Genomic DNA, 24,873 nt, shown 5'->3' on the forward strand with positions numbered 1-24,873 from the left:
TGCCTGACACAGATCCAATGTGGGAGCGAGCCTGCTCGCGATGAGGCCCGCCCAGTCACCACAAATCTCAGGCTTCGCTAGTGTCTTTAATGAGATGCGCCGCCAACGTCCGCAACGGCCCCAGCTGCCGGCAAATCAACGCCAGTTGCGTCTGCACCAAACGCTGCCCTTCATCGATCTCATCCGGCATCTGCTCAAGTCCATTGGCCAGCGCTTCTTCCTCATCACTCTGAATCGCAATCGGCTGTTTGCTCGCCAGGCCTTGGGCGATTTCGTCGAGGCTGGCAGCCAGGCTCACGCCGGCGCCGTCGATCAAATGCTCGCGCACCTCCGTGGGTAGTTGGGTTTCGCGGTGTGCCCCCAGCCCCGACAAATAGCTGAGCAAGGTGTGTGACAGCACCAGGAAACGGAACCCGACGTCCGCTTCTTTACGGAAATGCCCCGGCTCCATCAGCATGTTGGCCAGCGTCGTCGACAACGCGGCATCGGCGTTGTGCGCGTTGCGTCGGGCCAGGCGATAAGCCAGGTCGTCGCTTTTACCGGCGGCGTATTGCTGCATGATCTGGCGCAGGTAAATGCTGTTGCAGGTCAGGGTGTTGGCCAGCACTTTGTTCAGGCGTCGACCCTGCCAGTCCGGCAGGAACAGGAATACTGCCAGCCCGGCGATCAGACTGCCGAGCAAGGTATCGAACAGTCGCGGCAGAAGCAGTCCATAACCATCGCCCACCTGGTTGAAGCAGAACAGCACCATGAGCGTGATCGCGGCAGTCGCCAGGGTGTAGCGGGTGGTGCGATTGGTGAAGAACACCACCCCTGCAACGATGGCGAAGCTCGACTGGATCAACGGATTCGGAAACAGATCGAACAACGCCCAAGCCACGGTCAGGCCGATGGCGGTGCCGATAATCCGCTGCCCGAGTTTGCGGCGGGTGGCGCCGTAGTTCGGCTGACAGACAAACAGCGTGGTGAGGATGATCCAGTAACCTTGCGACGGGTGGATCAAATGCACCATGCCGTAGCCGATGCTCAATGCCAGGGGCAGGCGCAGGGCATGGCGGAACAGCAATGAGGTCGGCGTCAGCTGCGTGCGCAAACGTATCCAGACATCCTTGAGGCTGCGTGGCGAACGGTCGAGCAAGCTGCTGTCGGTGGCGTCTGCGAGCCCATCGGGGTTGCTGGCGTCGCTGAGCAAACGGTCGAGGGTGCCGAGGTTGGCGGCCAATGCTCGCAACGAACGCAGCAGGCCGCGCCAGGCCGGATTGCTCTGGATACGCAGGTGTTCGAGGGACGCGTGCAAGTCGCTCAAGGCCTCGGCGAAGCTTGCGTCATAGGTGAACGGCTGGCGCATCTGGATCGATTCGGCCAGTGCGCGGCAAGCCTTGCCTTGCTGGCGCAGCAAGCGCTGACAGCGGAACAGCACGTCGCTGTGGAAGAACGCCTCGGCCAGCGCATTGTAGGGGTAGTGCGAGGAACTGGCGCGCTCGTGGATGTCCTGGGCGAGGAAGTACAGCTTCAGATAACGGCTGACTTTCACCCCCGGCCGACCGTCGCCGACCCGATGCAGGATGATTTCCTTGGCGGCGTTCAGGGCTGCCACCACCCTACCATTCTGCTGGGCCAGTTCCAGGCGCTGCGCTTGCACGTCCATCTGCCGGATCGGTTCGAACAGCGATGACTTCAGTTTCAGGTAATAACCCAGTTCACGGAACAACCGCGCCAGGCTCTGCTGCACCGGCTGGTTGGAAAACATTGCCTGCCACAGCACCGAGAGCAAGCCATACCACGCCGCACCGGCCACCAACAGCACCGGTTCGTGCCAGAAATCAGTGACCGCGCCGCCGCGCTGGTCCACGCCGATCATGGTGTAGACCGACAGAATCAGTGTTGCCGAAGCGATCGCGCCATAACGTTCGCCTAGCGCGCCGAGCATGGTCAGGCAGAAGCTGGCCAGGGCAAAGGCGATGATAAAGAGGACGGGGTAGGGGAAGAGCAGTTCGACGGACAGGGCGGCGACCATAAAACACACCAGCGTCACTGCGAGCGCGTTGAGGCGACCCTGCCAACTGTCGTCGGTTTCGGCCAGGGCGCTGGCGATGATCCCCAGGAACAACGGAATCAGCAGCCCCATTTCATCCTGATACCAACACAGCGCCATGCTGCCGGTCAGGGCGATGAATACCCGTACGCTATAACTGAATTTATCCAGCGCCCAGAGGCGACGCAGAGACTGCCGAAATGTGGTTGATGACATGAAGTGCGAAGGCCTTCCGAGGCAATGACGCTAAATTGAGCCACTAATGACGTCGACGCAATGGCGCCGATCACATCTGACAGCAAAATCTGTTCCTTTAAAGATCAATGCATAACGAATGTGGGAGCGAGCCTGCTCGCGATGAGGTCGGTACATTCAACATTTATGTCGACTGTCAGACCGCTATCGCGAGCAGGCTCGCTCCCACAGGTTATTGGTTCGATCAGACGTACTGCGCAGCGGCGTAACCGGAGGCCCAGGCCCACTGGAAATTGAATCCGCCCAGATGCCCGGTAACATCGAGCACTTCACCGATGAAATACAGCCCTGGGCTTTTCAGCGATTCCATGGTCTTGGACGACACTTCGCGAGTGTCGACGCCGCCCAGGGTTACTTCGGCAGTGCGATAGCCTTCAGTGCCGGCCGGCACGACTTTCCAGCTCGCCAGTTTTTCGGCGATGTCTGCCAGTTCGGCGTGGGTGTACTGCTTCATCGGTTTGGAGGCGAACCAGTTGTCCGCCAACAGGTTGGCCATTTTCTTGGTGAAGATTTCACCGAGCAGGGTTTTCAACTCGCTGTTGGGACGTTCGGTCTGCTGCTGTTGCAGCCAGGTCGGCACGTCGTGATCCGGCATCAGGTTGATTTCCACCGTGTCGCCGGATTCCCAGAACGACGAAATCTGCAAGATCGCCGGCCCGCTGAGGCCTCGGTGGGTGAACAGGATGTTTTCACGGAAACTCTGGTCGTTGCAGCTCACCAGGCAATCCACCGACGTACCGGACAGCTCGGTGCAAAGCTCCTTGAGCTGATCGGTGATGGTGAACGGCACGAGGCCGGCGCGGGTCGGCAGCAAGTCATGACCGAACTGTTTGGCCACTTGATAACCGAAACCGGTGGCACCGAGGGTCGGAATCGACAAGCCGCCCGTGGCGATCACCAGGGATTCACACGTGATCTGGCCCAGCGTGGTATCCAGCAGATAACCGCTTTCAAGCTTCTCGATGGTCTGAATCGAGGTGTCCAGGTGCAGGCTGACGCCGACCTGATCGCATTCCTCGAGCAGCATTTCGAGGATGTCGCTGGATTTGTTATCGCAGAACAACTGGCCGAGTTTCTTCTCGTGGTACGGCACGCCGTGTTTGGCCACCAGACCGATGAAATCCCACTGGGTGTAGCGCGCCAGCGCGGATTTGCAGAAGTGCTCGTTCTGCGAGAGGAAATTGCCCGGTTCGGTGTACATGTTGGTGAAATTGCAGCGGCCACCGCCCGACATGAGGATTTTCTTGCCGGCCTTGTTCGCATGGTCAAGCAACATCACCTTGCGCCCGCGCCCGGCGGCGGTCAGCGCACACATCAACCCTGCGGCGCCAGCGCCAATGATCACGACTTCGGTAGAGCGCAAAACGGTGTCCTCACACAATGATCGTTCCCACGCTCTGCGTGGGAATGCCGCCATGGACGCTCTGCGTCCGCCGTTATGTGACGCGGAGCGTCACGGGATGCATTCCCACGCAGAGCGTGGGAACGATCAGGTTAGAGGATGCGCACGCGCAACGAACGGCCTTTGATTTTACCGTCGTTCAGGCGCTGCAAGGCTTGCTTGGCGATCCCGCGCTCCACGGCCACATAAGCCTGGAAGTCGAAAATCGCAATCTTGCCGACCTGGGCGCCCGGGATGCCGGCGTCGCCGGTCAGTGCGCCGAGAATGTCGCCCGGACGAACCTTGTCTTTACGGCCCGCGCCAATGCACAGCGTGCTCATCACCGGTAGTAACGGTGCGCCGCCCTGGGATTTGAGGTTGCTCAGCTGATCCCAGCTCAACGGCGACTTCTGCAGTTGCTCGATGGCTTGGGCGCGGTGGGCTTCGGACGGCGCGACCAGGCTGATCGCAATGCCTTTCTCGCCCGCACGGCCGGTACGGCCGACACGGTGAATGTGGATTTCCGAGTCACGGGCCAGTTCGACGTTGATCACCATGTCCAGCATATCGATGTCCAGACCGCGCGCGGCGACGTCGGTGGCAACCAGCACCGAAGTGCTGCGGTTGGCGAACATGGCCAATACCTGATCGCGGTCACGCTGTTCCAGATCACCCTGCAGACCGACGGCGGAGATGCCTTTGGAGGTCAGGTGATCAACGGTTTCCTGAACCTGCTGCTTGGTGAAGCAGAAGGCCACGCAGGACGCCGGACGGAAATGCGCGAGGACTTTGACCACCGCGTCCATACGCTCTTCCGGGGAGATCTCATAGAAGCGCTGCTCGATCTGCGTATCGTCGTGGAACGCCTCGGCCTTCACGATCTGCGGGGTGCGCATGAATTTCGACGCCAGTTGCTTGATGCCCACCGGGTACGTGGCGGAGAACAGCAGGGTCTGGCGGCGCTCCGGGGTCTGGGCGATGATTTCTTCGATGGAATCGTAGAAACCCATGTCGAGCATGCGGTCGGCTTCGTCGAGGATCAGCGTGTTCAGGCCATGGAGCACCAGCGAACCCTTGCGCAGGTGCTGCTGGATACGCCCCGGGGTGCCGACGATGATGTGCGCGCCGTGCTCCAGCGAGCCGATCTGCGGGCCGAAGGACACGCCGCCACACAGGGTCAGGACCTTGATGTTGTCTTCGGCACGGGCCAGACGACGGATTTCCTTGGCAACCTGGTCAGCCAACTCGCGAGTCGGGCAAATGACCAGCGCCTGGCAACCGAAGAAGCGCGGATTGATCGGGTTCAGCAGGCCGATACCGAAGGCGGCGGTTTTGCCGCTGCCGGTCTTGGCCTGGGCGATCAGGTCCATCCCCTTGAGGATCACCGGCAAGCTTTGCGCCTGGATCGGCGTCATCTGGGCATAACCGAGGGAGTCGAGGTTAGCCAGCATGGCGGCGGACAGCGGCAAAGTATTAAAAGCGGTGGCGATGGTGGTCACGGGACTGGCCTGCAAAACAAAATGTCGCGCAGTGTATCAGTCTCATGGCCATTCGCCTGAAATTTCCGGACGAGAAGTCGTAGGGTCAGTGCTCGATATCGTGCTCGCGGCTGACCATCCGTCGGCCATCCTTGGGCGAAAGCTGCGAGAAGATGGTTGCAGCCAGCATCGCCATGATACCGACCGTCACAAATGTCAGCTGGAACGCGCCCAGAACCGTGTCCACGCCGTCATTGCCGATCTCTGCCGTGAAGCCGCCGAGCAGGGCGCCGGCGCAGGCCACACCGAGGCTCAGGGACAATTGCGCGACCACCGACAGCAAACTGTTGCCGCTGCTGGCGCTGGCGTCGTCGAGGTCGATCAGGGTGACGGTGTTCATCGCGGTGAACTGCAAGGAGTTGATCGCCCCCAGAACCGCCAACTGAGCCAGCAGCAGCCAATATGGCGTCTGCTCGCTGACCAGGCCCATGCTTGCCAGCATGATCCCCAGCGCCAGTGTGTTGCCGGTCAGCACGGCGCGGTAGCCGAAACGTTCGATCAGCGGCCGCGCCACCGACTTGGCGACCATCGCGGCCGCAGCCAGGGGCAGCATGCTCATCCCGGCCTGTGACGGCGAATATCCCAACGCCACTTGCAGCAACAACGGCACCAGGAACGGCAATGCGCCGCTGCCGAGGCGAGCGAACAGGTTGCCGAGGATGCCCACGGCGAAGGTCCGGGTCTTGAACAGCGAGGGCGCAAACAGCGGATTGTCGATGTGCCCGGCCCGCAGCCAATACGCCGCCAGACAGGCCATGCCGCCAAACAGCAGCAACATCACCCGCAAGTGCGGCAGGTGCAGTTCGCCGAGGCCTTCCATGGCGATGGTGATCAATACCATCGCCGCGCCGAACAGCAAAAACCCCAGGCTATCAAAGCGCGTGCGTTCGCTGCCGCGCAGGTCAGGGATGAATTTCCACACCGCGTAGCAACCGAGGACGCCCACCGGCAGGTTGATCAGGAAGATCCAGTGCCAGGTCAGGTATTGCACCATCCATCCGCCCATGGTCGGGCCGATCAGCGGGCCGAGCAGGCCGGGAATGGTAATGAACCCCATGATCCGCACCAGCTCCGAGCGCGGATACGCGCGCAGCACCACCAATCGACCGACCGGCAACATCAACGCGCCACCGAGGCCCTGGATCACTCGGGCGCCGATGAGCATGCTCAGGGTGCTGGACAAGGCGCAAAGCAATGAGCCGAAGCTGAACAGGAGGATCGCGCCGAAGAAGATTTTTTTTGTGCCGAAACGATCGGCGATCCAGCCGGAGGCGGGGATCAGTAAGGCGACGGTGAGCATGTAGGCGATGATGACGCCCTGCATGCGCAGCGGGTCTTCGGCCAGGTCCCGGGCCATGGCGGGGAGGGCGGTGTTGAGGATCGTCCCGTCGAGGGACTGCATGAAGAAGGCAATGGCCACAACCCACGGTACCCAGCGGGCGGTGACGGCGTCGAGAGGTGGGCGGTTGGGCATGGGACCTCTTGTGGGCGGAGATGATCGTTCCCACGCTCCGCGTGGGAATGCATCCTGTGACGCTCTGCGTCACGCCTGCAATGGGACGCGGAGCGTCCCGGGCGGCGTTCCCACGCAGAGCGTGGGAACGATCTGTGTCAGAGCGTCAACGTAAGTCGGCTGACGAGCGCGCCCGGCAACAGTGCCGAAGCAGTCGCCCGCTGACTGTAGGTGCTGGCCGAAAGCAGCAATTCACGCTCCTCGGTCAACGCTTCGAGCTGCGAACCGAGCAGGCTGTAGACGCTGTCATCGAAACGCATGGTGCTGACCGGTGCCTGAATCTCGCCGTTCTCGACCCAGAAAGTCGCAAACCGCGTCATGCCGGTCAGGCGCGCCGCCGGTTGGTCCGAGTAGTTCAGGTACCACAGGTTACTGATGTAGAGCCCGGTGCCGAGGCGCTTGAGGATGTCCGCCTGCTCCAGATTGCCGCCTTGCATGACGAGCGCCGTCGGGTATTCATGGCTGCTCGCGCCGTTGGCAGTGAGGTCGTATTCGGCAGCGCTGCGGGAGTTGATCAGTCGGGCATTGGCCATGCCTTTGGCGATCAACCCCAGGTCATCGCGGGGATAACCTTCGTCGGAAAACGCCGGGCTCAAGGAACCGCTGACCTGCTCACTCAACCATACGTTGGGGCTGAAGCAGGCTTCGCTGGCGTAGAACTTCTGCAATGGGCTCTGCTTGCTGGCAATCGCCTGGGCCGAAAACCCGCCCCAGCTCAGCATGCCCATGATTTCTTCCAGCGCTGCCGGCGCCAGGTAGGCGCGGTATTCGCCGGGCGGTAGCGTGCGCAATGGCCGACCCAGAAACGCCAACTGCTCGCGGGCCTGCTGGAAGCGCCTGGCAAAGCCTTCGCTGCTCCAGTCGTGCCCGGCATAGCTGGCTTTCACCGCCTGACCGTTTTCATGAAACAGGCTGAAATCGAAGTTGAAGCTGTTGGCCTGATGCCAGCCGAACGCGCCTGAGGAACTGGCGAAACCGCGACTGATCGGCCCGGCGGCATAGAAACCGACCAGATCCAGCCCTTCGGCAGCCTGAGTGATTTCAGCGACCACTTGCTCGGTGTCCGGCAGCGGATGCTCCTGCACGTTGTTGCTCTGCCAGTCGTTCTGGTTAAGCAGCAGGTATGGATCCTGAGGCAACAGTGGCAAGGTTTCGCGCAACTGTTGCAGACCTTCGGCCAGACGCTGAAGATCAACTTCGTGGTCGCCCGACAGGGTGATATTCAGATCGGCATGACGACCATCGTTAATCAATTTGAACCCGACACTCGCTTGCTGCACCTGCCCGGCCTGACGGACCTTGGCGTGGTTGAAACGCACGAAAGCCGACGACTCGGCGGCGTAGCTGAGGGTGAATTGCTCCGGTGTGCGCAGCGCATCGCGCAACCAGTTGACCAGGGCCTTGAACGACTCGGCCTGGCTATTTGAAGTGCTCGTGGCAGTACTCATCAGGCATCTCCCCCAAACACATCCACATTGCTGAACACACAGGCCGGCGACGCGTGACCGACGCGGATCACCTGGTTCGGTTCGCCCTTGCCGCAGTTCGGCGTGCCTAGCACTTTGACGGTGTTGGCATCGCCGACAGCGCTGAGGCTTTTCCAGAACTGCGCGGAAATCGCCCGGTAGTTCGGGTTTTTCACCACGCCTTTGAGTTCGCCATTTTCGATCAACTGGCCCCATTCGCAACCGAATTGGAATTTGTTGCGCGCATCGTCGATGGACCACGAACGGTTGGTGCTCATCAAAATGCCGTGCTCGATATTGCCGATCAGTTGCTCAAGCGGCTGATCGCCGGGCTCGATGTTGAGGTTGGCCATACGGTCGATCGGCGGACGGTTCCAACCACAGGCGCGGCTGTTGGCGACGCCCTCCATGCTGGCCCGGAATTGTGAAAGTGCTCCGCCTAATGGGCGCAGCAGCAAACCTTCTTTAATCAGGAATTGCTTGCTGGCAGCGCTGCCGTCGTCGTCATGGCCGTAGCTGGCGAGTTGCTCGGGGATGTCCGGGTCGAACGTGACGTTGAGCAGTTCGGAGCCGTATTGCAGGCTGCCGAAGTCTTCTGCCTTGACGAAACTGGTGCCGGCGTAATTGCGCTCATCGCCCAGGATGCGGTCCAGTTCCAGCGGGTGACCGATGGACTCGTGGATCTGCAGCATCATCTGGTCGGGCATCAGCAGCAAGTCGCGCGGGCCTTGCGGGGTGTTCGGCGCCAGCAGCAATTGCAGCGCCTGATCGGCGACTTTCGGGCCAGCACCGATCAGGCCGCAACGGCTGATCACATCAAAGCCGCCCTGCTGGCCGAAGTTCTCGCGGCCCAGGCTACGGGTCTGGCTGTCGCTGCCGTCGTAGGCGGTGACGTCCACGCTCGGATAGACGAAACGCTGGGCCTGACGCAATTCGGCACCGGCACTGTTGAGGTAGATTTGCTCGACGTTGGTGATGCCGATGCTCGCCTGCCAGTTCACCAGTCGCTCGTCCTTGGGCACGGCGGCAGATTCGGCGCCGAGCAGTTGGTAGCAGTCGCTCAGGGACGGGAAGGGCTGGTCGAGGTTGGGCGAGAAATAGTCGGCGCGGTCGCTGGAGACGGCTTGCTCGCGCAGGTCGAGCAGGGCGTGAGGCTTGAGTCGACGGGCTTGTTGCTCAGCTTTCTCCAGCGCGGCTTGCAGGCCGGATTGGGACAAGTCGTTGGTCGCGGCATAGGCTTCGACGCCGTTGACCCGAACGGTCAGCATCGCGCCTTCGTCACGGCTCAGGCTCGGCGGTTCGGCGACGTTCTTGCGCACCGACAGGTACTGGCCGGACTCGCGTACATAACGTAGCGAAAAGAACTCAGCGCCCGTGCGCAAGGCAGCGAAGCGCTGCTTGAGCTGGGGGTGGAAATCGAACATTCGGGAACCTCCTTGGTATGGAGTTGCGATGTATCGGTGTTGCGAGGGGGTGAAGCGTTTGCGTGGCGCTAGATTAGGCCTGGGCGGGGGGTAGATCAAGGGCGGAGGAAGGGGGTTACGCCGGGTGAGTCAGGAAGTTATGCGTCGTTTGGTCGGGCTCTATCGCGAGCAGGCTCGCTCCCACAGGGGATCCAGGTTGATCACAAATCTGTAATTCGACCTGAACTCTGTGGGAGCGAGCCTGCTCGCGATTGGCCGCGCCGCCGTCTAAATGCCTTACTGCGCGGTCAGGCTCACATCCCGCAACGGCTTGCCACGCACCGGCGCATCGCCGGCCACGAAGTAGGCAGCCTTGCTACGTGGCAGCGGCTTGCGACCGCGGATCTTGTCGGCGATTTTCTCGGCCATCATGATCGTTGGTGCGTTCAGGTTGCCGGTGGTGATGATCGGCATGATCGAGGCATCGACCACACGCAGGGCTTGCATGCCGTGCACACGACCTTCGCCATCGACCACGGCCATCTCGTCGCTGCCCATCTTGCACGAGCAGGACGGGTGGAACGCGGTTTCGGCGTGTTCGCGGATGAACTTGTCCAGCTGCTCATCGGTTTGCACCTCGATACCCGGGCTGATTTCGCGGCCACGGAAGGCGTCCAGCGCTGGTTGCTGCATGATTTCACGGGTCAGGCGGATGCCATCGCGGAATTCCTGCCAGTCCTGCTCGGTGGCCATGTAGTTGAACAGGATGCTCGGGTACTCGCGCGGATCCTTGGACTTGGCCTGGATGCGACCACGGCTTGGCGAACGCATGGAGCCCATGTGCGCCTGGAAGCCGTGCTCTTTCACACCATTGCTGCCGTTGTAGTTAATCGCCACCGGCAAGAAGTGGTACTGAATGTTCGGCCAATCGAATTCCGGACGGGTGCGAATGAAACCGCCGGCTTCGAACTGGTTGCTGGCGCCGATACCGGTGCCGTTGAACAGCCACTCGGCACCGATGGCCGGCTGGTTGTGCAGCAGCAGCGACGGGTACAGCGAGACCGGTTGGGTGCACGCGTATTGCAGGTACAGCTCAAGGTGATCCTGCAGGTTTTCACCAACGCCTGGCAGGTCGTGGACCACCGGGATGTCGAGTTTCTTCAGCAGTTCGGCCGGGCCGACGCCGGAGCGTTGCAGAATCTGCGGCGAAGCGATGGCGCCGGAGCACAGCAGTACTTCTTTGCGGGCGCGGGCTTCAACGCGCTCTTCAGCGGCGCCGATCAGGTAACGCACGCCGACCGCACGCTTGCCTTCGAACAGGATCTTGTCGGTCAGGGCATGGGTGACGATGGTCAGGGTCGAACGCTTCTTGGCGACGTCCAGGTAACCGCGAGCGGTACTCGCGCGACGGCCGTTCGGCGTCACGGTGCGGTCCATCGGGCCGAAACCTTCTTGCTGGTAGCCGTTGAGGTCTTCGGTGCGCGGGTAACCGGCTTGCACGCCGGCTTCAACCATCGCGTGGAACAGCGGGTTGTTGCCGGCTTTCGGTGTGGTCACGCTGACCGGACCGTCGCCACCGTGGTAGTCGTTCGGGCCGATGTCACGAGTTTCCGCCTTGCGGAAATACGGCAGGCAGTCGAGGTAGGTCCAGTCTTCCAGACCGGGCAGTTTCGACCAGTTGTCGTAGTCCATGGCGTTACCACGGATGTAGCACATGCCGTTGATCAGCGAAGAACCACCCAGGCCCTTGCCGCGACCGCATTCCATCCGGCGACCGTCCATGTGTGGCTCTGGATCGGTTTCATAGGCCCAGTTGTAGCGACGACCTTGCAGCGGGAACGCCAGGGCGGCCGGCATTTGTGTGCGGAAATCCAGACGGTAGTCCGGGCCGCCCGCTTCGAGCAGCAGGACGGTGACGCCTTCGTCTTCAGTCAGACGGGTCGCCAGGGTGTTACCGGCCGAGCCGGCACCGATGATGATGTAATCGAATTCTTGGGACATTGAATGCACCCTCTTTGGTATTGGGTCAGGTCGCGGTCGCCTGGACGCCGTGCAACTGTGGCGAGGGGGCTTGCCCCCGTTCGGCTGCGCAGCAGTCGTAGAATCTGCGACCACTTTCTATCTGAAGACTTGCGGTGTCTGGAGAGGGGGCGGCTTCGCCGCCCAACGGGGGCAAGCCCCCTCGCCACAGAGACCTCGCAGGGCTTTAGAAAACCGAGGCGTAATCGCCCAGTTCGACCTGTACCGATTTGATGCGTGTGAAGTTGTTCAGCGAGCTGATGCCGTTCTCACGACCCACGCCCGACTGCTTGTAGCCGCCGACCGGCATCTTGGCGTCGGACTCACCCCAGGCGTTGATCCAGCAGATACCGGCTTCCAGTTGATGGATCACACGGTGAGCGCGGTTCAGGTCTTTGGTAACGACACCAGCGGCCAGGCCGAACTCGGTGTCGTTGGCGCGACGGATCACTTCTTCTTCGGTTTCGTAGGTCAGGATGCTCATCACCGGGCCGAAGATTTCTTCGCGAACGATGGTCATCTCGTCGGTGCAGTCGGTGAACACGGTCGGTGCCACGAACGCGCCTTTGGCGAATTCGCCTTCGGTCAGACGGCTGCCGCCGCACAGAACGCGAGCGCCTTCTTCCTTACCTTTGGCGATGTAACCCAGCACGCTTTCCATGTGGGCGAAGCTGACCAGCGGGCCGAAGTTGGTGTTTTCGTCTTCCGGGTTACCGACGCGAATACGGGCAACGCGCTCAACGATCTTGGCTTCGAACGCAGCTTTCAGGTGGCTCGGTACGAACACACGAGTGCCGTTGGTGCAGACCTGACCGGAGCTGTAGAAGTTGGCCATCATCGCGGTGTCGGCGGCGCGATCCAGGTCGGCGTCGTCGAAGATGATCAGCGGGGATTTACCGCCCAGTTCCATGGTCACGTCTTTCAGCGACGAGGCGGAAGCGCTGGCCATGACCTTCTTGCCGGTGTCAGTGCCGCCGGTGAAGGAAATTTTTTCGATGCGTGGGTGCTCGGTCAACCAGGTGCCGACCTCACGGCCACTGCCGGTCAGCACGTTGAACACACCGGCTGGCAGGCCCGCTTCGGTGTAGATCTCGGCCAGTTTCAGGGTAGTCAGGGAGGTGACTTCGCTTGGCTTGAAGATCATTGCGTTACCGGCTGCCAGGGCCGGTGCGGATTTCCACAAAGCGATCTGGATCGGGTAGTTCCACGCGCCGATACCGGCCACGACGCCCAATGGCTCGCGACGTGTGTAAACGAAAGACGTGGTGCGCAGCGGAATCTGCTCGCCTTCGATGGCCGGCACCAGGCCTGCGTAGTACTCCAGCACGTCAGCGCCGGTGACGATGTCGACGTAACGGGTTTCGGAGTACGCCTTGCCGGTGTCCAGGGTTTCCAGGGCGGCCAGTTCATCGTTGCGCTCGCGCAGGATGTCGACGGCACGACGCAGGATGCGCGAACGCTCCATGGCGGTCATTGCAGCCCAGATTTTCTGGCCCTTTTCGGCGCTGACCACAGCGCGCTCAACGTCTTCCTTGGTCGCACGTTGTACGGTTGCGAGGACTTCACCGTTAGCCGGGTTGATGGCTTCGAAAGTGGCGTCGCTGCTGGCGTCACTGTAGCCGCCATCGATGTAGAGTTTTTGCAGTTCGAAACGGGCCATAAAGTCCTCGCAAGTGCATAAGTTAGTTGGCATTAACCACCGGGCGAGCCGTGTAGCAGTGGCGTCGCGGTCGGTAGCGGTTCAGGTGCTGAGCGGTTCTGTGTGCTCTAACTCACCTGCTTGGCCAGTTGGAAATCCATGTATTCGTAAGCGATCTGGTGCGCCTGCCCGGTGTCGAAAGCATCTCCCGACAGCGCGCCGCGCAACCACAAACCGTCAATGAGGGCTGCCAGGCCGCGGGCGGCACTGCGCGCTTGATCAAGCGGCAACACACGGCGGAACTGGCAGCACAGGTTGGAATACAGACGGTGATCGTTGATCCGCTGCAACCGGTGCAAAGACGGGTGGTGCATGCTGGTGGCCCAGAAGGCCAGCCAGGTTTTCATTGCCGGGCCATTGACCTGGCTGGCGTCGAAGTTGCCTTCGATAATCACCTGAAGGTGAGCCCGTGGGCTGGTGTCCTCCAGCGCCTGACGGCGCGCGGTGACGTTCTCGCTCAGGACACTCATCAGATACTGCGCCGTGGCGGCGATCAGGCCGTTCTTGTCCTGAAAGTAGTGACTGATGATGCCATTCGAGACACCGGCCAAACGGGCGATCAGCGCAATGCTGGCGTCCCCCATGCCGACCCGATCGACAGCCTGTAATGTGGCTTCGATCAATTGCTGGCGGCGGATGGGTTGCATACCGACCTTGGGCATCTTGCACATCTCCTTAGGCCTTCCGGCGGACGTAAAACGTCTATCGGATTGAAGGCCAGTCTATTTTGTTTTGATTGAACGTTCAATCAACAAAGAATAAGATCTGCGACAATTCGTCGCTGCCTACAGGTTTTTCCTACGCGTAGTTGGCGGAAAAACGACATCTGAAAATGCTCGAAACCCACACGCTCAGGCGTTCAGGGGTTTCGGGCTTTTTTCGGGCTGTCTTTATATCACCCGCTGGTCGGCTGCCAACTAACCGAATGGTCGGGTAACGCGTTGCCTTGTGTTTTTCTCTCGCACTGCCTGGAGCATCTGTGCCATGAGTTCTGCCTCTCTAATAAAGACCCCACCCGAGAAGGTGACGGTCAACGGTTGGGTGTTTTACACCTCTACCGCGTTGATTCTGCTGTTGACCGCCATTCTGATCATCGCCCCGCAAGAGGCCGGCAGAATGCTCGGCATTGCCCAGGCCTGGTTGTCCCGCAGCTTCGGCTGGTACTACATGGTGGTGATCGCTGCCTACCTGGTTTTTGTGGTTGGCCTGGCGTTTTCGTCCTACGGCAAGCTCAAGCTGGGCAGCAAGGACGACACCCCGGACTTCAGCTATGGCGCCTGGGCGGGGATGCTGTTCTCGTCGGGTATCGGCATTTCCTTGCTGTACTTCGGTGCTTCCGAGCCGCTGGATCATTATTTCAATCCGCCGGAAGGCGTGGCCGGCAGCAACCTTGCGGCCCGTCAGGCGGTGCAACTGACATTCCTGCATTGGGGTCTGCATGGCTGGGCGATCTACGCACTGGTCGGCCTGGCCGTGGCGTACTTTGCTTACCGTCATAACCAGCCGCTGGCGTTGCGGTCGGCGCTGTATCCGCTGGTCGGCGAGCGTTGGGTCAAAGGCGCGGCCGGTCATGCGGTGGACGGCTTCGGGATGTTCGTGACCCTGCTGGGGCTGGTGACGAACCTGGGGATCGGTTCGCTGCAAGTGTCATCTGGGCTGGAAAACCTGTTCGGCATGGAGCACAGCAACACCAACCTGCTGATCGTGATCATTGTGATGAGCACCGTGGCGACCATCGCCGCTGTGTCTGGCGTGGAAAACGGTATTCGCCGCCTGTCCAACCTGAACATCGTGTTGTTCAGCGGTCTGCTGATTTTCGTGCTGCTGTTCGGCCCGACCCTGCACCTGCTTAACGGCTTTGTGCAGAACATCGGCGACTACCTGAATGGCGTGGTGCTGAAGACGTTCGACCTCTATGTGTATGAAGGCGACAGTGAGAAGTCCGACCGCTGGTTGGGCCTGTGGACTCTGTTCTACTGGGCCTGGTGGATTTCCTGGGCCCCATTCGTCGGCATGTTCATCGCGCGTATTTCCCGTGGTCGCACGGTGCGTGAGCTGGTGGCCGGCGTGTTGCTGATTCCGCTGGGCTTCACCCTGGCATGGCTGTCGATCTTCGGTAACTCGGCCCTGGACCTGGTGATGAACCATGGGGCGGTGGAACTCGGGAAGACGGCGCTGGAACAGCCGTCGATGGCGATCTACCAGTTGCTTGAGCATTACCCTGCGTCGAAGATCGTGATCGGCGTGTCGATTTTTGTCGGCTTCGTGCTGTTCCTGACCCCGGCGGATTCCGGCGCGGTGATGATGGCCAACCTTTCCTGCAAGGGCGGCAATGTTGACGAAGATGCGCCGCACTGGCTGCGGATTTTCTGGTCGGCAGTGATCACTCTGGTGACCATCGGTCTGTTGTTCGCCGGTAACTTCGAAGCCATGCAAACCATGGTGGTGCTGGCGGGGCTGCCGTTCTCGGTAGTGCTGGTGTTCTTCATGTTCGGCTTGCACAAGGCCATGCGCCAGGACGTGCAAATCGAACAGGAGCAAGCGGAACTGGCGGCGCGTGGTCGTCGTGGTTTCAGCGAGCGTCTGACCCAGCTGGATCTGCAACCGAACCAGTCGATTGTTCAGCGTTTCATGGACAAGCGCGTCAGCCCGGCGCTGGAAGACGCGGCTGTGCAATTGCGTGCTCAGGGCCTGGATGTGCAGACGTTGCTGGGCAAGGCCAAGCGCTGCATGGGTGTGCGGATCGAGATGGAAGAGGGCAACCCTTTTGTCTACGAAGTGAGCCTGGATGGTTATCTGGCGGCGGCGAGTGACACGGTGTCTGCTGAAAGCGCTGATGAACCGCGCGCACGTTACTACCGCGCCGAGGTGTACCTGCATAACGGCAGCCAGGATTACGACCTGATGGGCTTCACTCAGGATCAGATCACTCGTGACGTGCTCGATCAGTTTGAAAGCCATCGGCAGCTGCTTGGCCGGGTTTATAGCTGAGTAATCGAGGACGCGGTGTTTCGGTCCGAAGCACCGCGTCGGCTTCATCGCCAGCAGGCTGGCTCCCACAAGAGAATGCATTCCAATGTGGGAGCCAGCCTGCTGGCGATGGGGTCTTCAACTCCAACACTGCATTACCCGATATCCCATAAACAAAAACGCCGCGATCTCTCGCGGCGTTTTTGTGTCTGCTGCTTCTTACCCCAGGTTCTTGCCGAGCAGCGCGTGGTACAGCTCGCTGTCACCGAGAATCCCGACAACCTTGTTGTTGTCGTGCAGCACCAGCTTATTGCCGGTCTGGTAACGAATCTGCAACGCATCGCGCATGCCGATGTTGGAATCCACCAATGTTGGCCGACGGCCCAAACCTTCAACCGCTTGCCCCGGTATCCAGTTCTGCAGGTCCAGGCTCGAACCGTTCTGGCGTGCGCCTTTGATGGTGTTGCCTTCGGCCAGGTCCAGCCACGAATCGCCGCCCGGATCCAGGCACACCGAACCGTTGATGCGTTTGCAGTTATCCAGGGTGCGCATCAGGCTGCGACCACACAATACGTTCAGCGGATTGGTGTGGGCGACGAAGGTGCGCACGTAATCGTCCGCAGGGTTCAGCACGATTTCTTCCGGTTTGCTGTACTGGATGATCCGGCCGTCTTTCATGATGGCGATACGGCTGCCGAGCTTCAGGGCTTCATCGAGGTCGTGACTCACGAAAACGATGGTCTTGCTCAGTTTGCGTTGCAGCTCCAGCAGTTCGTCTTGCAGACCTTGGCGAATCAGCGGGTCGAGGGCCGAGAACGGTTCGTCCATCAGCAGAATGTCGGCGTCCATCGCCAGCGCTCGGGCCAGGCCGACACGCTGTTGCATACCACCGGAGAGCTCATTGGGTTTCTTGTTGCGCCACTGGGTCAGGCCCACCAGTTCGAGTTTTTCATCGACCAGTTTTTTCCGTTCCTTCTCCGGCCGGCCCTGCATTTCCAGACCGAAGCTGATGTTCTCGCGCACCGTCAGCCAAGGCATCAGGGCGAACTTCTGGAACACCATCGCGATGCGCTTGGTGCGCATCATTTTCAGTTCCGCCGGCGTGCACGAGGCGATGTCGATCTGCTTGCCTTCGTGCTCGACGAACAACTTGCCACGGCTGACGGTGTTGAGGCCGTTGATGCAGCGCAACAGGCTGGATTTACCGGAGCCGGACAGGCCCATCAGTACGCAGATTTCACCTTTTTCGACGTCCAGGCTGGCCTTTTCGACACCGACGATTTGCCCGGTCTTTTTCAGAATCTCGTTGCGGGTCATGCCCTGGTCGAGGAGTTTGAGCGCCTCGCGCGGGTCTTTGGAGAAGATCACGTCCACGTCTTCGAAGCGAATAATGCTCATGCGTCACCCCCTACTTTAGCGTCGGGTTGTTTGCAGATACGGTCGAGCATGATCGCCAGCAGTACGATCGCCAGGCCTGCTTCGAAGCCCAGGGCGATATCAGCAGTGTTCAGTGCGTTGACCACGGGTTTGCCCAGGCCATCGGCGCCCACCAGTGCCGCAATCACCACCATCGACAACGACAGCATGATGCACTGGGTGATACCGGCCGCGATGCTTGGCATGGCGTGGGGCAGTTCGATTCGCGAGAGCAGCTGACGGCGCGAGCAGCCAAAGGCCTTGCCGGCGTCCATCAGTTCGTCCGGAACATCGCGGATACCCAGGTAGGTCAGGCGGATGGGCGCGGCAATCGCGAACACCACCGTCGAAATCAGACCCGGGACCACACCCAGACCGAAGAGGGTCAGGGTAGGAATGAGGTACACGAAGGTTGGCACGGTCTGCATCAGATCGAGCACCGGCCGCATCACTGTGTAGAACATCGGTTTGTGCGCGGCGACGATGCCCAACGGCACGCCGATCAGCACGCACACCAGGGTGGCGAATAACACCTGGGCGAGGGTTTCCATGGTTTCCTGCCAGTACCCCAGATTGAGGATCAGCAGAAAGGAGGCGATGACGAAAACGGTCAGGCCCCATTTGCGTTGGATGAAGTGTGCCAGTAGCGCGATGAGGCCGATCAATGCCAGCGGGTTGAACCAGGTCAGCGCAAAAGTCACGCCGTGGATCATCGTTTCCAGTGACACGGCGATTGCGTCGAAGGTGCTGGCGCCGTTTTGCGTCAACCATTCAACGAAGCCCGCGATGTACTGGCCTAAAGGTATTTTCTGATCAATCAGCATGGTAGTGAACGTCCGCATGCAAGGGAATAAACAGCCCGGGCGAGCGAACTCGCCCGGCGTAAGCATTACTGCGCAAGCTTGGCTTTTACGGCCTCCAGGCCAGGTTTACCGTCAATGGTGGTCACGCCAGCAAGCCAGGTATCGAGTACCTGTGGATTCTTTTTCAGCCAGGCCTTGGCGGCCGCGTCAGGCTTCATTTTGTCGTCCAGGACGTTGCCCATCAGCGTGCTTTCCATGTCGAGGGTAAACACCAGGTTTTTCAGCAACTGACCAACGTTGCTGCACTCCTGTGCGTAACCCTTGCGGGTGTTGGTGTAGATGGTCGCCTGGCCGAAGTTCGGGCCGAAGTATTCGTCGCCGCCGGTCAGGTACTTCATCTTGAATCGCGTGTTCATCGGGTGCGGTTCCCAGCCCAGGAACACTACGGCGGTGTTGCGGCGCTGGGCGCGATCGACTTGCGAGAGCATGCCTGCCTCGCTGGACTCGACCACCTTGAAGCCGGCGTCTTTCAGGCCGAAGGCGTTCTTGTCGATCATGCTCTGGATCAGGCGGTTGCCGTCGTTACCCGGTTCGATGCCATAGATCTTGCCGTCGAGTTCTTTCTTGAACTTGGCGATGTCGGCGAAATCTTTCAGACCTTTGTTATACAACTCTTCGGGGACGGCGAGTGTGTATTTTGCGTTTTCCAGATTAGCGCGCAGCGTGTCCACGGTGCCGGCATCGCGGTAGGCCTTGATGTCGTTTTCCATGGTCGGCATCCAGTTACCGAGGAATACGTCCATGTTCTTGCCGTCGGCCAGGGACTTGTAGGTCACCGGCACGGAAATCATCGTGGTCTTGGTCTTGTAGCCCAGGGCATCGAGAACGACGCTGGTGGTGGCGGTAGTGACGGTAATGTCCGTCCAGCCGACATCGGAGAAGTTTACGGTGCTGCATTGGGCCGGTTCTGCGGCTTGAGCCAGAAACGGCAGACTCAGCATGGCGGCCAACAACAACGACGGGGAACCTTTCATAAGGGGCGACTCCTTGGTGTTTTTTTTGGCAGTGTTCCGACTGGACCACCGCACTTATCTGTTGCGGTTGGATGGCGTTTTGGAGACATCTCTACCACGGCGCCTAGCAATCGAGTCGATACGATCATGTACCAGTGAAAATCTGACGCCTACAGGGTGCGTCGTAACCAGTACAGGGATGGTCGCATCCAGTGTCGGTAACGTCGTTTACAGCTTTTTTCAGCCCGTTTTGCCCCGCTGATCCGCAAAAAAACGGCGAAAACACTGCGTAAGCGGCTTGCGGCGCTAGCGGGCATGAGTGCGTCGGTGTGAGACGTTGAACGACATGACAAAAGCCTGATGATGCGGCCATCTCGGCGGATTGCAGCTTGAGCGTAGCAGCTCCGTCACTGGGCGCTTTTGCGCCTGGAGCAGGCACATCCAGGAGTTCAGCAGTAATGGCTATCAGCGTTTTCGACTTGTTCAAAATCGGCATCGGCCCTTCCAGTTCGCACACCGTGGGGCCCATGCGCGCCGCGGCGCTGTTCGTGCAAGGTTTGCGTGAACAGGGACTTTTGGAGCAGGTGTGTCGCGTTGAAGTTCAGCTTTATGGGTCGCTTTCGGCCACCGGCATCGGTCATGGCAGCGACAACGCGGTGATCATGGGGTTGATGGGCGAATGGCCGGACGCGATCGATCCGTCGCAAATCGGCATCCGCATCGAGGCCCTGCGTGAAACCAACACGCTATTGCTCGACGGTCGCTTGTCGGTCCCGTTCATCTGGGCCCGGGACATGCGCCTGATCGACGAGAACCTGCCATTCCATCCCAACGCGATGACCCTGGTTGCCGAAGGCGATCACGGTGAACTGCATCGCGACACCTACTATTCCATCGGCGGCGGTTTTGTCGTCGATGAGGCACAGGCTTCCAGCGGCGTGGTGGATCTGGATCGCACCGTGCTGCCTTACGACTTCTCCAGTGCCGTCGAGCTGCTCAGTCTCTGCAAGCAGCACAACCTGCGCGTTGCAGAGCTGATGATGGCCAACGAGAAAGTCTGGCGCAGCGAAGAGGAAATTCGCGCCGGCCTGATGAAACTCTGGCGTGCGATGCAAGATTGCGTGGAGCAAGGCCTTAAGCACGAAGGCATCTTGCCAGGTGGCCTGAATGTGCGTCGTCGCGCGGCCAAATTGCACCGCAGCCTGCAAGAACTGAACAAGCCCAACGTGATCGGCTCGACCCTGAGCGCCATGGAGTGGGTGAACTTGTTCGCCCTGGCGGTCAACGAAGAAAACGCTGCTGGCGGGCGCATGGTTACGGCGCCGACCAACGGCGCGGCGGGGATCATTCCGGCGGTGTTGCACTACTTCATGAAGTTCAGCGAGGCAGTGACCGACGCCAATGTGGTCGATTACTTCCTCAGTGCCGCGGCGGTGGGGATTCTGTGCAAGAAGAACGCCTCGATCTCCGGTGCCGAGGTCGGTTGCCAGGGTGAAGTCGGTTCGGCCTGCGCCATGGCGGCGGCCGGGTTGGCGGAGATTCTCGGGGCCACACCGGAGCAATTGTGCAACGCGGCGGAAATCGGCCTGGAACACAACCTCGGCCTGACCTGCGACCCAGTGGGTGGCCTGGTGCAAGTGCCGTGCATCGAGCGCAATGCGATTGCCGCGGTGAAAGCGATCAACGCGGCGCAGATGGCGCTGCGCGGCGACGGTCAGCACTTTATCTCGCTGGACCGGGTGATCCGCACCATGCGTGATACCGGTGCCGACATGCATGACAAATATAAAGAGACATCGCGCGGTGGGTTGGCGGTTAGCGCGGTCGAGTGTTGAGACCGGGTTGCCCCCCCAATCGCGAGCCTGCTCGCGATAGCTTCAGACCAGTCAAAACTGCGCGGCAAGTGAACACTCGCACCAAAACGCGCCACGTTTTGGCGCGTCGCTTACAGATATGCGCCTCACCCAAGGTCAGGGATCCAAACCGGCCCTGACCGTCCGTCACCTGTGCTTGCGGTGACACTCTCCCCAGGAGCGTCGCAGCCCTGTTCCCACAAGTGCTACCGATTTGCTCACAGGCAACGGGGTAGCGGGTTTGCGGCCTCTAATGGCACTTATGACCTCTTATCTCTGCGCGCCATATCTAGACGCATCGCGACGTCGTTTTCAGGAGTTATTGAACACGCATTCAAATTTAGGCATGGCAATTGCTCTGTCATTACAAAGCCCGTCTCCCACGCGAGAACGATGGCAATAAAAAGAGCCTCCGCCTGAGGCCATCACCCGCTTTGTGTGAGGAGATACCGCGATGACGACGTTCAACTCCGGGGCCCAACCCCAGAACCGTGCGCCTCAATCCATCGGCTTTTTGCTGCTGGACAATTTCACGCTTATTTCTCTGGCCTCTGCAGTAGAACCTCTGCGCATGGCCAACCAATTGTCCGGCCGCGAGCTGTATCGCTGGACCACACTCACCGTCGATGGCGGTCAAGTCTGGGCCAGTGACGGACTGCAAATCACTCCCGACGCCTCCATGCACAAAGCGCCTCCCCTGGACACTGTCATTGTCTGCGGCGGTATCGGTATTCAGCGTACTGTTACCCGTGAACACGTGTCGTGGCTGCAAAGCCAGGCGCGTCAGCACCGTCGTCTCGGCGCGGTCTGCACCGGCAGCTGGGCCCTGGCTTGCGCGGGCCTGCTGGACGGTTTCGATTGCAGCGTGCACTGGGAATGCCTGGCGTCGATGCAGGAAGCTTTTCCGCGGGTGGCCATGAGCACCCGGCTGTTCACCCTCGATCGCAACCGTTTCACCAGCTCCGGTGGCACCGCGCCGCTGGACATGATGCTGCACCTGATCAGCCGCGATCACGGTCGTGAACTGTCGGCCGCGATCTCGGAAATGTTTGTCTACGAGCGCATCCGCAACGAGCAGGATCACCAGCGCGTGCCGCTCAAGCACATGCTCGGCACCAACCAGCCGAAGCTTCAGGAAATCGTGGCGTTGATGGAAGCCAACCTCGAAGAGCCGATCGACCTCGACGAACTGGCGGTGTACGTCGCTGTTTCGCGTCGTCAGCTGGAGCGGTTGTTCCAGAAATACCTGCACTGCTCGCCGTCGCGTTACTACCTGAAACTGCGCCTGATCCGCGCTCGGCAACTGCTCAAGCAAACGCCGATGTCGATCATCGAAGTGGCGTCGGTATGTGGTTTCGTGTCTACGCCGCACTTCTCCAAGTGCTACCGCGAATACTTCGGCATTCCGCCGCGCGACGAGCGCGTGGGTTCCAACACCACGCAACAAGTGGCGATGATGCCGCTGCCGCAAGCACTGGTGCTGTCGCCATTGTCCGGGCCGCTGTCGGCGTTGAGTCAGGCGCGCAATGAATCGACCTTCGCGAGCGTAAGGCTTTGATGCTCTGATCGTTCCCACGCTCTGCGTGGGAATGCCTCAATGGACGCTCTGCGTCCGCTTCGGCAGGGACGCGGAGCGTCCCGGGCTGCCATTCCCACGCAGAGCGTGGGAACGATCACTATCAGGCGCTACGGCTCTGCTGATACGCCGCCAACGCCGGCAGCAATTGCTTGTCGATCGCCTGGCGCACGGCCGGCAGGATGGTCGCGCTGCTGGTGTACATCTGCTTCACCATAGTGCGCAGCGTCATCGCCCGCTCATCGTTCAAGCCTCGCACCGCACACTCGCAAGCCTGCTCGGCTGTGGAGCCGCTGGGTACTTGAAAACCCAACGATTTTAGCTGGCCCAACAGGTCTTCCTGGTCAATCAAATCGGCGTGCATCATGACGCAATCCTTCTTCAGGGAACGGTGTCGTGGCTCGATTCTGGTAGGGGCTGGGGATGGCGGCAAGGACGATTTGTCGCAATGGCCGCAATACCTATGAACAGGTCGTTTTCGGCTAACTTGCCATGCATGGGAATGGGCACACTGGATTCAGCTGGCTTCACGAAGGTTTGGTCACCCTCGCGCAACAGCTCCTCAACAGTACCCTCCTCAGCTCCGATCCTGTCACGGCTTGATCGGGGTTTTTTTTGCCTGTGAATCAGCTGGAAACTTGGTGTCTGGGCGGGCGCCATCGCGAGCAGGCTCGCTCCCACAGGTGACCTGCAGCGGCCTCATTATTTGTGTACGACACAAATCCAATGTGGGAGCGAACCTGCTCGCGATGAACGATGACGCGGTCTAGCGTTGCAACACCAAAATCCGCGACAGCAATTCATCCCGATCAACATAGCAACCCTGGAAATGCCGGGCGCCGGTAGCGGGGTCGAAAGCGTTGCGGGCGTGCAGGGTGCGGCGGTTGTCGAAGCACCACAGCTCACCGGGTTTGAGCCGCGTCATTACCCGGAAGCGCGCCTCGCGGGTCATCGCAATGAAGCGCCGGTAAGCGCGATACAGCTTGGGCATCTGCTCGACTGAAGCATCGAACGGCCCGCGCAGAAAGTTTGCCATACGGATTTCCGACACCTGCCCGAACGCATCCAGGGCGATGATCGGCGCCAGGCAGCGGTAGTCGCTGTGGCGGTCCTTGTTGCGGAACTCCACGGGAATTTCACACAAGGCTTGAAACGCCTCGGGATCTTCCTGGCGCAAGGCTTGGGCGATGGCAAAACCGTCGACGAAAATGCTCTCGCCACCGTCGGCGTCATTGACCAGGCAGTGCAGAAATTGCAGCCCCGGTTGCAGCTCCCGAGTGGGCAGATCGCTGTGCAGCGGCAAGTTGAAGGCGGTGTAGGCATTGCTGTCGGCGTCGGCCTTGGATTGCACGTTGAACAGCACACCGAAATTGCTCTCGCGGATGAACGAAATCCGCTGGGCGATCAGCTTCAGCGAGCCCGACTCAGTCGGTACGCCACGAACCTGGGTCAGGCCGATGTCGCGCACGGCCAGCAGCCATTGCAGCAAGGCATCGTTGTCGTCCATCAACGCCTGATAGTCGAACACCGGCAACTTCAGCTGGCTGTCCCATAGCTTGCTTTTCGGTTTGGTGGCTCGGCGTTCGGCGCGGGTTTCGTCGTCATAGGCGTGGGCTCGCAGCCAGCCCGGGTCGAAGCGGCTGAGATGGCCGTCCTGCCAATCGACACACAGGCAACCATCGGTATCGATTCGAGCGCTGTCGGGGATCAGATTTTCCGCGACATCGACGATTTCCAGCACTTGCTCGCGAGTCACCGTGTAGACGCACTGCGGGCACGGGCAGTTATCCCGTAGCCATTGATGATGAAAAGGGCTGACCCGACCGTCCGCCCACTGCACTTGAATTCGGTCCGCCAGGGTGTCCACGGCGGTCAACGCGCTGATCAACGGATAGGTGCGGAAATCGGCAAAAGCGGCGGCGGTGTTCATGAC

17 protein-coding genes are annotated in these 24,873 nt (G+C 60.3%); 3 read left to right on the forward strand and 14 right to left on the reverse strand.

Annotated elements, in window-relative coordinates:
• Positions 1–67: 67 nt before the first annotated feature.
• The 9 genes from yccS to betI all read right to left on the reverse strand — a co-directional run bounded on the left by yccS (position 68) and on the right by betI (position 13,971).
• A complete protein-coding gene (gene yccS / locus ACZ9IM_RS07185) occupies positions 68–2,251 on the reverse strand; it encodes a YccS family putative transporter (RefSeq protein ID WP_476223621.1) in 2,184 nt (727 codons plus the stop codon).
• 223 nt (positions 2,252–2,474) lie between these two features.
• On the reverse strand, positions 2,475–3,653 hold the full coding sequence (locus ACZ9IM_RS07190) for a BaiN/RdsA family NAD(P)/FAD-dependent oxidoreductase (RefSeq protein ID WP_476223622.1): 1,179 nt from the start codon (positions 3,651–3,653) through the stop codon (positions 2,475–2,477).
• 131 nt (positions 3,654–3,784) lie between these two features.
• Entirely contained in the window at positions 3,785–5,122 is a 1,338-nt protein-coding gene (gene dbpA, locus ACZ9IM_RS07195) for an ATP-dependent RNA helicase DbpA (protein ID WP_238542572.1), read from the reverse strand.
• Between the two features lie 133 nt (positions 5,123–5,255).
• The gene (gene mdtD, locus ACZ9IM_RS07200) at positions 5,256–6,683 is read right to left on the reverse strand and encodes a multidrug transporter subunit MdtD (protein WP_427625018.1); all 1,428 of its coding nucleotides are present in this window, start codon (positions 6,681–6,683) and stop codon (positions 5,256–5,258) included.
• 137 nt (positions 6,684–6,820) lie between these two features.
• Positions 6,821–8,170 (reverse strand): TldD/PmbA family protein, encoded by a 1,350-nt coding sequence (locus tag ACZ9IM_RS07205; protein WP_427625019.1) that lies wholly within the window; start codon positions 8,168–8,170, stop codon positions 6,821–6,823.
• Positions 8,170–9,612 (reverse strand): TldD/PmbA family protein, encoded by a 1,443-nt coding sequence (locus ACZ9IM_RS07210; protein ID WP_427625020.1) that lies wholly within the window; start codon positions 9,610–9,612, stop codon positions 8,170–8,172. The genes ACZ9IM_RS07205 and ACZ9IM_RS07210 overlap by 1 nt, the downstream gene beginning before the upstream one ends.
• Positions 9,613–9,888: 276 nt before the next feature.
• The gene (gene betA / locus ACZ9IM_RS07215) at positions 9,889–11,592 is read right to left on the reverse strand and encodes a choline dehydrogenase (RefSeq protein ID WP_476223623.1); all 1,704 of its coding nucleotides are present in this window, start codon (positions 11,590–11,592) and stop codon (positions 9,889–9,891) included.
• A gap of 205 nt (positions 11,593–11,797) precedes the next feature.
• Positions 11,798–13,270: a betaine-aldehyde dehydrogenase gene (betB, locus tag ACZ9IM_RS07220; RefSeq protein WP_427625022.1), complete on the reverse strand. Its 1,473-nt coding sequence runs from the start codon at positions 13,268–13,270 to the stop codon at positions 11,798–11,800.
• Between the two features lie 107 nt (positions 13,271–13,377).
• On the reverse strand, positions 13,378–13,971 hold the full coding sequence (gene betI, locus ACZ9IM_RS07225) for a transcriptional regulator BetI (RefSeq protein WP_123497243.1): 594 nt from the start codon (positions 13,969–13,971) through the stop codon (positions 13,378–13,380).
• Between the two features lie 379 nt (positions 13,972–14,350).
• Between betI and ACZ9IM_RS07230 the strand changes: the two genes are divergently transcribed.
• A complete protein-coding gene (locus ACZ9IM_RS07230) occupies positions 14,351–16,300 on the forward strand; it encodes a BCCT family transporter (RefSeq protein WP_229768770.1) in 1,950 nt (649 codons plus the stop codon).
• 198 nt (positions 16,301–16,498) lie between these two features.
• Here the strand turns inward: ACZ9IM_RS07230 and choV are convergent, their stop codons facing one another.
• From choV to ACZ9IM_RS07245, 3 genes are all read right to left on the reverse strand, one after another.
• The gene (gene choV / locus ACZ9IM_RS07235) at positions 16,499–17,677 is read right to left on the reverse strand and encodes a choline ABC transporter ATP-binding protein (protein WP_052966693.1); all 1,179 of its coding nucleotides are present in this window, start codon (positions 17,675–17,677) and stop codon (positions 16,499–16,501) included.
• Positions 17,674–18,519, reverse strand: a complete 846-nt coding sequence (gene choW, locus ACZ9IM_RS07240) for a choline ABC transporter permease subunit (RefSeq protein ID WP_007907521.1) — start codon at positions 18,517–18,519, stop codon at positions 17,674–17,676. The genes choV and choW overlap by 4 nt, the downstream gene beginning before the upstream one ends.
• Before the next feature lie 65 nt (positions 18,520–18,584).
• Positions 18,585–19,532, reverse strand: coding sequence for a choline ABC transporter substrate-binding protein (locus ACZ9IM_RS07245; protein ID WP_008072543.1), 948 nt, complete (start codon positions 19,530–19,532; stop codon positions 18,585–18,587).
• Positions 19,533–19,969: 437 nt separating this feature from the next.
• Between ACZ9IM_RS07245 and ACZ9IM_RS07250 the strand changes: the two genes are divergently transcribed.
• Both ACZ9IM_RS07250 and gbdR read left to right on the forward strand, forming a co-directional pair.
• Positions 19,970–21,346, forward strand: a complete 1,377-nt coding sequence (locus ACZ9IM_RS07250; protein ID WP_427625026.1) for an L-serine ammonia-lyase — start codon at positions 19,970–19,972, stop codon at positions 21,344–21,346.
• A 472-nt stretch (positions 21,347–21,818) separates the two neighbouring features.
• Positions 21,819–22,922 (forward strand): choline metabolism transcriptional regulator GbdR, encoded by a 1,104-nt coding sequence (gene gbdR / locus ACZ9IM_RS07255; RefSeq protein ID WP_008072536.1) that lies wholly within the window; start codon positions 21,819–21,821, stop codon positions 22,920–22,922.
• Between the two features lie 121 nt (positions 22,923–23,043).
• On the opposite strand, the gene ACZ9IM_RS07260 is transcribed toward gbdR, so the two are convergent.
• Together ACZ9IM_RS07260 and ACZ9IM_RS07265 are read right to left on the reverse strand one after the other, a co-directional pair.
• The gene (locus tag ACZ9IM_RS07260; RefSeq protein ID WP_007907528.1) at positions 23,044–23,307 is read right to left on the reverse strand and encodes a hypothetical protein; all 264 of its coding nucleotides are present in this window, start codon (positions 23,305–23,307) and stop codon (positions 23,044–23,046) included.
• A gap of 399 nt (positions 23,308–23,706) precedes the next feature.
• Positions 23,707–24,870: a gamma-butyrobetaine dioxygenase gene (locus tag ACZ9IM_RS07265; protein ID WP_476223624.1), complete on the reverse strand. Its 1,164-nt coding sequence runs from the start codon at positions 24,868–24,870 to the stop codon at positions 23,707–23,709.
• Positions 24,871–24,873: the final 3 nt, after the last annotated feature.

Source organism: Pseudomonas sp. TE12508 (genome assembly GCF_056279485.1).

What these genes read in the sequence shown, in the direction of transcription:
- ACZ9IM_RS07205 (WP_427625019.1), bottom strand. Translation starts at nt 8,170, where the DNA reads ATGAGTACTGCCACGAGCACTTCAAATAGCCAGGCCGAGTCGTTCAAG.
- ACZ9IM_RS07210 (WP_427625020.1), bottom strand. Translation starts at nt 9,612, where the DNA reads ATGTTCGATTTCCACCCCCAGCTCAAGCAGCGCTTCGCTGCCTTGCGC.
- yccS (WP_476223621.1), bottom strand. Translation starts at nt 2,251, where the DNA reads ATGTCATCAACCACATTTCGGCAGTCTCTGCGTCGCCTCTGGGCGCTG.
- ACZ9IM_RS07245 (WP_008072543.1), bottom strand. Translation starts at nt 19,532, where the DNA reads ATGAAAGGTTCCCCGTCGTTGTTGTTGGCCGCCATGCTGAGTCTGCCG.
- ACZ9IM_RS07260 (WP_007907528.1), bottom strand. Translation starts at nt 23,307, where the DNA reads ATGATGCACGCCGATTTGATTGACCAGGAAGACCTGTTGGGCCAGCTA.
- choV (WP_052966693.1), bottom strand. Translation starts at nt 17,677, where the DNA reads ATGAGCATTATTCGCTTCGAAGACGTGGACGTGATCTTCTCCAAAGAC.
- dbpA (WP_238542572.1), bottom strand. Translation starts at nt 5,122, where the DNA reads ATGCTGGCTAACCTCGACTCCCTCGGTTATGCCCAGATGACGCCGATC.
- mdtD (WP_427625018.1), bottom strand. Translation starts at nt 6,683, where the DNA reads ATGCCCAACCGCCCACCTCTCGACGCCGTCACCGCCCGCTGGGTACCG.
- betI (WP_123497243.1), bottom strand. Translation starts at nt 13,971, where the DNA reads ATGCCCAAGGTCGGTATGCAACCCATCCGCCGCCAGCAATTGATCGAA.
- ACZ9IM_RS07265 (WP_476223624.1), bottom strand. Translation starts at nt 24,870, where the DNA reads ATGAACACCGCCGCCGCTTTTGCCGATTTCCGCACCTATCCGTTGATC.
- ACZ9IM_RS07250 (WP_427625026.1), top strand. Translation starts at nt 19,970, where the DNA reads ATGGCTATCAGCGTTTTCGACTTGTTCAAAATCGGCATCGGCCCTTCC.
- choW (WP_007907521.1), bottom strand. Translation starts at nt 18,519, where the DNA reads ATGCTGATTGATCAGAAAATACCTTTAGGCCAGTACATCGCGGGCTTC.
- betA (WP_476223623.1), bottom strand. Translation starts at nt 11,592, where the DNA reads ATGTCCCAAGAATTCGATTACATCATCATCGGTGCCGGCTCGGCCGGT.
- betB (WP_427625022.1), bottom strand. Translation starts at nt 13,270, where the DNA reads ATGGCCCGTTTCGAACTGCAAAAACTCTACATCGATGGCGGCTACAGT.
- gbdR (WP_008072536.1), top strand. Translation starts at nt 21,819, where the DNA reads ATGACGACGTTCAACTCCGGGGCCCAACCCCAGAACCGTGCGCCTCAA.